The organism is Roseateles sp. (assembly GCF_044373315.1).
Classification (GTDB): domain Bacteria; phylum Pseudomonadota; class Gammaproteobacteria; order Burkholderiales; family Burkholderiaceae_C; genus JACDQM01.
In genome coordinates this window covers 1-7,313 of the sequence record NZ_JBILQK010000132.1, presented here as the reverse complement: position 1 = coordinate 7,313, position 7,313 = coordinate 1, and the positions used below count along the sequence as shown (strand labels likewise).

The 7,313-nt window shown below is 64.4% G+C and carries 4 protein-coding genes; 1 reads left to right on the top strand and 3 read right to left on the bottom strand.

Going from position 1 to position 7,313, the window contains the following annotated elements; all coding sequences use genetic code 11:
* Together ACIQ67_RS18545 and ACIQ67_RS18540 are read right to left on the bottom strand one after the other, a co-directional pair.
* Positions 1-542: FecR family protein (locus ACIQ67_RS18545; RefSeq protein WP_397535858.1), on the bottom strand; the 542-nt coding region annotated here is incomplete at its 3' end.
* 62 nt (positions 543-604) lie between these two features.
* Positions 605-1,087 carry an RNA polymerase sigma factor gene (locus ACIQ67_RS18540; protein ID WP_397535857.1) on the bottom strand — a complete coding sequence of 161 codons (483 nt, stop codon included), beginning with the start codon at positions 1,085-1,087 and terminating at the stop codon, positions 605-607.
* Between the two features lie 223 nt (positions 1,088-1,310).
* Between ACIQ67_RS18540 and ACIQ67_RS18535 the strand changes: the two genes are divergently transcribed.
* The gene (locus ACIQ67_RS18535) at positions 1,311-1,562 is read left to right on the top strand and encodes a helix-turn-helix domain-containing protein (protein WP_397535856.1); all 252 of its coding nucleotides are present in this window, start codon (positions 1,311-1,313) and stop codon (positions 1,560-1,562) included.
* Positions 1,563-1,848: 286 nt separating this feature from the next.
* On the opposite strand, the gene ACIQ67_RS18530 is transcribed toward ACIQ67_RS18535, so the two are convergent.
* On the bottom strand, positions 1,849-6,360 hold the full coding sequence (locus tag ACIQ67_RS18530) for a phosphodiester glycosidase family protein (RefSeq protein WP_397535855.1): 4,512 nt from the start codon (positions 6,358-6,360) through the stop codon (positions 1,849-1,851).
* Positions 6,361-7,313: the final 953 nt, after the last annotated feature.

The following is a 7,313-nucleotide window of genomic DNA, read 5'->3' as shown; positions in this document are numbered from 1 at the left end:
GTCCCCGTGGCGGTCACCTCCGTCCCGGCGGCACTGACGACAAAGGGCCGGCTTGCGTCCTTGGCGACCTCGAAGAAGGCTTCCCCACCCTCCACGCTCACGCGACGCTGCGCCGGGCTGAGCTCCACCCGCACCCGGGTCGAAGTGTTCAGCGACATCCGTGAGCCGTCCTTCAGCAGCACCAGGCGCTGCTCGCCGATTCCGGTGCCGTAGGTGTCGACATCGCGCCAGGGCTGGACCACCAGGACCGCTACCAGCGCGACTGTGGCCGTCACTGCAGCCACCAAGGCGCGAGGGCCGGGTCTGATTCCCCTACTCTGGCCCAGTTCCTCGGGCGCTCTGACGGCGCACACCCGGGCCACCGCGGCCCGGTCGACGCCTGCGACATCCATCCAGACGTCCGTGCAGCGCTCGAAGGCCAAGCGATGCGCGGCAGATCGCCCCTGCCAGGCCAGGCATTCCCGCTCCATGTGAAAGGACCGATCCGGCCCATGCAGGCGGGCCGCCCACACCGCAGCCTCGGCCGCGATCTCCGGTGTCACCACCGGAAGCGCCCCGTCCTGCCCCGCTCCCCTGCCCTCTATCGCCCCTGGCCGCTGCACCGCTACCAGCCCTCCATCCAGCTCGTCAGCTGCAGCGTGGCCTTGGCGATGTACTTCTCCACCGTGCTGATGCTCATGCCATGTCGCTGGGCGATCTCCTCGTAGGTCATGCCTTCGACACGGTGGCACAGGAAGATGTCGCGCGTCTTGTCATTCAGCCGTCCCAGCCCCAGGCTCAGGCGTGCCATGCGCTCGCGGGCCAGCACGATCGCTTCCGTGCCCGGCGCGGTATCGAGCAGCACGACATCTTCCAGCAGCACTTCTTCGCCGTGACTGACACGGGTGCGGTGCGCATCCACCGAGAGGTTCAGCGCCGCCCTCATCATGAAGGCCTCAGGTTGCTCTACCACCTGATCGCGCTCGTAGCTGACCAAGCGCACCCAGGCGTCCTGGACGATGTCCTCCGCGTCCTGGGTGGTACTGCCGCGGCGCCGCAGGGCGTCTCGGACACGAGCGAAGACGGGGGGCAGGTTTTGCTTGCTCATGAGCACCTCCAGTGAGAGCAGAAGGGCGATCAACTTATGAGCTAGCAGGCAAGCGACGCGCCCAAAGAGCGAGAACCGGCTTCTTCTGCACTACAGCAACTCGACACACCGAAACTGCGACGCTTTGGGATCGGCCACTTCGGACAACGGAAGGTCTATCCGCAATCAATTTGTACCATATGTGCGGGTGCATATATGCGCGTCGGACCGAATATTTCGGGGGATGCGCAAGGCACAAGACCAGCCCGTCCTCCGGGCCACGGCAGCGGAAATTAAGGCACGCCGAGGCCGCCTAGGAATAAGCCAAGAAGAACTGGCTCATCGGGCGGATGTACATCGGTCGTTCATTGCACGGCTTGAGGTTGCCCAGACACAGCCATCTCTTTCCGTCCTACTGCGCATTGCAGAAGGGTTAGAGTCAGACCCTGCGGACGTTGTCCGCTCCATCGCCGAGCGCGCCAAACGTGAGACATAGCAAAGCATGCGTGGCATGTCGGCGCCCTAAGCGCGCCGCAGCAGCGATGGGGGTGTGTTCTGTCGGTCGGAAAAGGCTGATAGCTGCCAGATGCACAGCTACCAACGAACGACCGCTGTGGCCACTTCAAGTCATCCGCGCTGCCCGGCAACAACCTATTGAAGCTTCACATCTAGACCGACGGTTCGCTGGGCGCCACGAGCTGGATGTTCAAGGGCCCCTAAAGACAGCGGCCCGATGACCTGCCGGTCATCGGGCCGCTGAGCAGAGCCTTGTCAGCGCACCTTCATCGCAGCTGACGCGGCCTCAGCGTGGCCTGATCTACCAGCTTGCCGTAGATGTTGCGCGTGAGCAGGCGCATCTCGCCGCCGACGATGTGCAGGGTCGTGTAGGTCTGCAGGTCCTCGTCGTACAGCAACTCGGCCACTTGCGGCATGCCGTCGCGGCTACTGGCGTTGTAGAACTTGGCCGAGGCCGAGCCTGCAATCAGGTAGATGGCGCCCTTGCCGTCCGGCTTGCCGGCCGTTAGCGGCTTGCTGCGCGCGTACTGGTGATCGTGGCCGGAGATCACCAGATCGATACCGGCGCGATCCACTGCCTCGGGCAGGAAGCGCTTGCTAAAGCCGTTGCCTGAGTCGGCATTACCGGCATAGGGCGGGCGGTGAATCATCAGCAGTTTCCAGGGCTGCTTCGAGGCCTGCATGTCTTGCACCAGCCAGTCCATCATGCGTGTCCACTCGGCGTCGCTGAAGAGCTCGGAGTTGATGACGGCGATGCGCGCCGGGCCGTAGTTGAAGCTGAAGATAGATTGCTTGTTCTCTGCCTGCAGCGGACCGTTGGCCGGCGTGCGGAACAGGGACTCGAACTTGCTGCGCCCTTCGTTGTAGACCTCGTGGTTGCCCAGGGTCGGCACCAGGGGCACGGAGGCGAGCTTGCCCGCCCCTTCCAGGGCCTCAAAGAACTGGCGCTGCATCTGGTAGTCGCTGCCATCCTCGGTCATGTCGCCGACATGCAGCATCAGATCGGCGCCCGGCAGCTGTGCCTGCATCTTGCCCAGCAGCTCACTGACCAAGGGCGCGCCGTCGCGCAGATTGCCGTCGGTCTTGGTCTGCGTGTCGCCAAACAGATGGATGCGCAGTTCGGCGTCGCCGTCGTCGGTGCGGAAGCTCATCAGCTCGCTGACGCCGCTCTCGTTGCCGACCTGGTAGTAATAGGTGGTGCCGGGCTTGAGTCCGCTCAAGGCCGCGTGGTGGACGCGCACCACGCCGGACTCGGCGCCGTAGAAGTAGGGCAGCAGTTCGCTGTCGCTGACGTCAACGCGTTGCGCCAGCGCCGGGGTCTCGCCGTAGCGAAGCCAGTGGCTGCGCGGCGTGCTCGCCGTCATCCAGCTCAGGCTCATCTGTTCGTGCGTCGCGCCCGGTGTCAGGCGCAAGTAGCGGGGCAGCGCCGTCAAGCGCTCTGGCATGGCGATCACGCGGGCCAGCAGCGAAGCGCCACTGCCTGCTTGGAACACACGGAAGAAGACCTCCTTGCTGCTGGTACCAGGAGCTGCCGTGTAGCTGACCCGACCCTGCGCATCGGTGACGCCGAGCAGTTGCTGCTTGGACACCAAGCCGGTAGCGGCGTTGTACTCCAGGCTCTCGACGCTGACGCCGGCCGCCGGCTTGCCGCTGCTGTCGACGATCTGCAGTTGTGTGGTCTGGCCTTGCTGGGCGTAGCTGGTGAGCACGCGGTAACGGCCGCCAATCTCCTTGCGCAGTACCGGATAGACGAAGGGCTTGCCATTGATGCTGCCGCTGACAACGACCGAGACCGCACCGTTGGCGACGTAATCGGCCACGCGAAGACGTATCAGCGCCAGTGTGCTGCTCTCGCCGCCGAAGTTGCGGAAGCTGCCCGACCAGAAGCCCGGGCGGCTGACCACGTTCTCGGCGGTGGCGTCGGCGTTCAGGACCTGCAGGCCGGACTTGGTGGCGTCGAACTCCAGCACCAGGTCAATTCGATCGCCGGGTGCCGCCTTCAGGGCCTTGAGCGGGAAGTCGAAGCTGGCGGCGGGATAGACCTGAGCATGCTTGTCGTCGATGAAGACCTGCGACGCACCGGTCTGCACCTGGAACAGGGTCTCGCCCGCGCCGACATTGCCGTTGAGGTCGAAGACGCGGTAGCTGAGGCGATGCCAGCCATCGGCGAGGTTGCTCAAGCTGACTGTGAACTCGTCCTGCCCGTTGTGTCGCGCCTGTGCGCTGATGTCGCTGCCGTCGAGCAGCAACTCCACACGGTTCAGGTCGACGCCGCTGGCATCGTTGAGCTTGAGCTTCAGCGTCGCGTTGCGCGCCGTCAGGGTTTCGCGGTCGGCCGGGCTGAGCTGCACTTCAGGGCCCTGCAGATCGGTGTCGTCGCTGTAGATGGCGGTGAAGTTGTCGAGGTACACATGACTGTCGATGCGTTCGGCCGTCTTCAGCACCAGGAAGCGGAAGGGCTGGTCGAAGCGGAAGGGCGCGCGGAAGCCCTCGGGAATGGCGGCCTTCATGAAGGTCCAGCCATGCGCCGGCAGCGCGTCGCCGTCGTTGTTGTAGTTGATGGCCACCGCCTTGTTGTCGGCGTCGCGCAGCTGGCCGCGCACCCACCAGACCTTGCCCGCCAAAGCCTCCGGCACGTAGACCTGCACGCCCAGGGCCTTGGGGTAGCCCTGCAGCACCGTGATCCTCGTCGGGTCGATGAAATAGGCGCCAAAGGTGCCCGGCTGGGCCGGATCGGCCTGCCAGGCCAGCTTCACCGCCTGCTTGCCGGCGAAGGCGCCGCTGCTCAGCAGGTTCAGCGTGACGGCCTTTTGGCGTGCCCCGCCAGCGGTGTAAGCGCCCAGACCGGCCTCGAAGCCTTCCACCAGCACCGGCGGCACGCCGATGCTGATCTTGGTGGTGGCGCTGAGGGCGCCGTAGCTCACGGTGATGTCGAGCTGCCGGCCCTGCAGCTTCTCGCCGGCGGTAAAGACGCCGGTGGCGCGGTCCAGCTTGCCCAGGCTCTCGTCGCTGAGGCTGTATTGCAGCTGCGCCGGGCTGTACTGCAGCTGGCGCCCTTCCTTGAACAGCGTGGGCAGCAGGGCCACGGACTGACCTGCGTTGAGCGCCAGCTCGGGGCGCTCGAAGACGAGGGCGTCGGGACTCTTCGTGATGCGCACCTTGGCCGCGCCCTTGTAGGGGCCGAGCTGCGCGACGACATAGCCCTCGGTCTCTTGGTCGGCGGCTCGAAATTGGCCGGTGGCCGGGCTGATAAGGCCGAGCTTGTCGCTGCTCATGCCAAAAGAGGGCTTGCCTTGCAGCAGCGAGAAGCTGTCGCCGTCATAGCCAAGGGCTTTGAAGCGCAGCTCCGTGCCGGCCAGCAGCGCGACCTCCTTGGGCAGCACGTCCACGCCGTCGGCGTAGCGCACCTTGTCCTTCTTCAGCACCAGCCCCCACTTGTTCGCTACTGGGCGCTCGCGACCGTCGGACGGGGTATTGACCAGATGAAGGTACTTCTCGCCGGGCGCGCGCAGCGCCATCGTCGAAGAGCCTCCGCCGTCCAGATTGACGGCCTTCACGGCGCCATAGGCGAGCGCGATCTGGCCCAGCTTCTTCAGCGTCACGCCGTCGGTCGGCGAGCCGACTGGCTTGTCGATGACGGCGAAGAAGGCCGAGCCGTCGGCGCGCACGCCGAAGACGGTGCGGCTGCTGACCACGGTTTCGTCGACGGCGCCGGGGCCGAGCTGGCCGTCCTTGACCAGCATGTTGGTGGTGAAGCCGGCGCCCAGCGCATGGTGGACATCGGCCCAGGCTGGATCGTCAGTCTGGTACTCAACGTCGATACGGTCGCCCACCGCCCAGTCAGCCGGCGCTGCGGCAGCATCGAAAACGGCCAGCGCGCTGCCGCTTGGAATGATGAAGGCGGCCACGGGCTCGACGCGGGCGCTGACCTTGGCGCGCAGCGGTGCGAACTGCACCAGCGGCTTGCCGTCCGCGTTGGCCACCACGGTGACGTCATTGACCTCGGGGCTGAGCAGGAAGGCGGTTTTGCCGCGCAGGTCGAGACTGCCGCGGTAGTTGTCGCCGGGGTAAATGGAGATATTGCCGCCGGTCTGCCGCAATGCGCTGTTTCTGGCGTTCTCTTTGTCGAAATAGAAAACCTCTTTGACGAGGTTTGCGGAACCCTGGTTGCGCGACCAGCGCAATTGAAATGCCGGCAGTTTCTCGACGATATCGATACTGCCGTCCTTGCGCACCACCACGGCCGATTCCAGCTGCGGCGAGGCGCCCGTGAAATGCTGGCCGGCGAGCGTCACGATGCCGACGTTCCACCCGTTGAACGTGTTGTAGGGGTCGGCATTGACGGCTGCCACCACGGCCACGCCGTCGTCGACCAGCCGGTTCGCAGAGGCCGTCGTCGTCTCCATGCTGAACTGGCCGGTGCTGCGCTCGATGGGACGCAACTCGATGCCGCTGCCGGCGCCGGCACGGAAGCTAAGCACATGCAGACCCGAGCCCTTGGTGTGGTTGAGCCGGCCGCTGGCAAGTCGCAGATCGGCATTCAGCGCCATTTCGTGATAGGCCGAGATCTCGGTGGCCGCCGTCTCGCGCTGGGTGATGCCGTTGACCACCGGGGGTGGGACGTTGGCAAAGCGTTGCTCGACATCGCTCGGCGGCGCCAGCGTGCGCGCACTCAAAGTCTCATCGGCGTCCTCATCCACGTAGCGGCGCTCACCCTCCAGACAGCCAGCCAGCAGAGCCAGCGGCAAGATCAGCAGCGACCAAGTCTTCAACTTCAACACGGGTTCCCCAACCGATAGTCATCGGAGTAATAGATAACCCTATTCTGGTTTCCCCTTATTTCAAAAGCGTGAACAGAAGCCCGGCTTGGCAGGGCGGCGAAATGCGCTGCAGCGGGCACTGCGACGCTGTAACTCATGGGCTTTTCGCTTGTTCCTGCGAGTAACTTCCGGCGCTGCCCCCGGCACCGTCAGGAAACCCGCCGCGGGCGGCAGCGCGCATGCCATGAGCGGGCGTTATGCTGACGCCCAGCGCTGGAATGGTGTGACAGTCAAAGAAGGCGGTCGCTGCAGCTATGGCTGCGTGGGACAGGCACCAGATTTCAGAAGTTTCCGGATGAAGTGCGCAAGTCAGTGGCGTTCGAGCTGCTGCGTCGTACGGCGCTGGATAGCGGTGAGATCGCCTTCTTGCTCGGCTTTGAAAAGTTCAACTTCTTCAATCGCGCCTTCTCTTCGTAGAAGGGAGCGACCCCGCTCCGGCAGCGGCAGTCCTTGGCCTACTAGGGGGTTCTAATGACGTCGTTGCGCTCGATGCGCTGGTCGAGGATCGCCTTGGCGGCACATACGACTTAGCCCTTCGTGGCGGGACTGACATTGGCCGAGAGGGAACGTCCTGCGACTTGCCGCGACCGACCGCTCCCACTGCAGTACGGCCCTGAAATCAGTCCGGCAATCCGTAGATCAGCTTGGCACCTTGAATGTCCAATATGCCGTGCTCGATCAGGATGTCGACGATGGTCTGCGACTCGGCTTCAGTCAGCTTGGGTTGGAACAAAGCACCAATCGAACCCTTCAAGGTCTTCAGCGACGCTGGCCGCTGTGGACCTCTGACCTTGTCCCTGAAAAACGTATCCCTTGCTAAGTGGTCCAATCCAAGCAAGAGGAAACGAAATGACGAAGGCAAAGGCAGTTACGGCAAGGGCGCGTTACACGCTGGAATTCAAGCAAGAGGC

What these genes read in the sequence shown, in the direction of transcription:
- ACIQ67_RS18535 (WP_397535856.1), top strand. Translation starts at nt 1,311, where the DNA reads ATGCGCAAGGCACAAGACCAGCCCGTCCTCCGGGCCACGGCAGCGGAA.
- ACIQ67_RS18540 (WP_397535857.1), bottom strand. Translation starts at nt 1,087, where the DNA reads ATGAGCAAGCAAAACCTGCCCCCCGTCTTCGCTCGTGTCCGAGACGCC.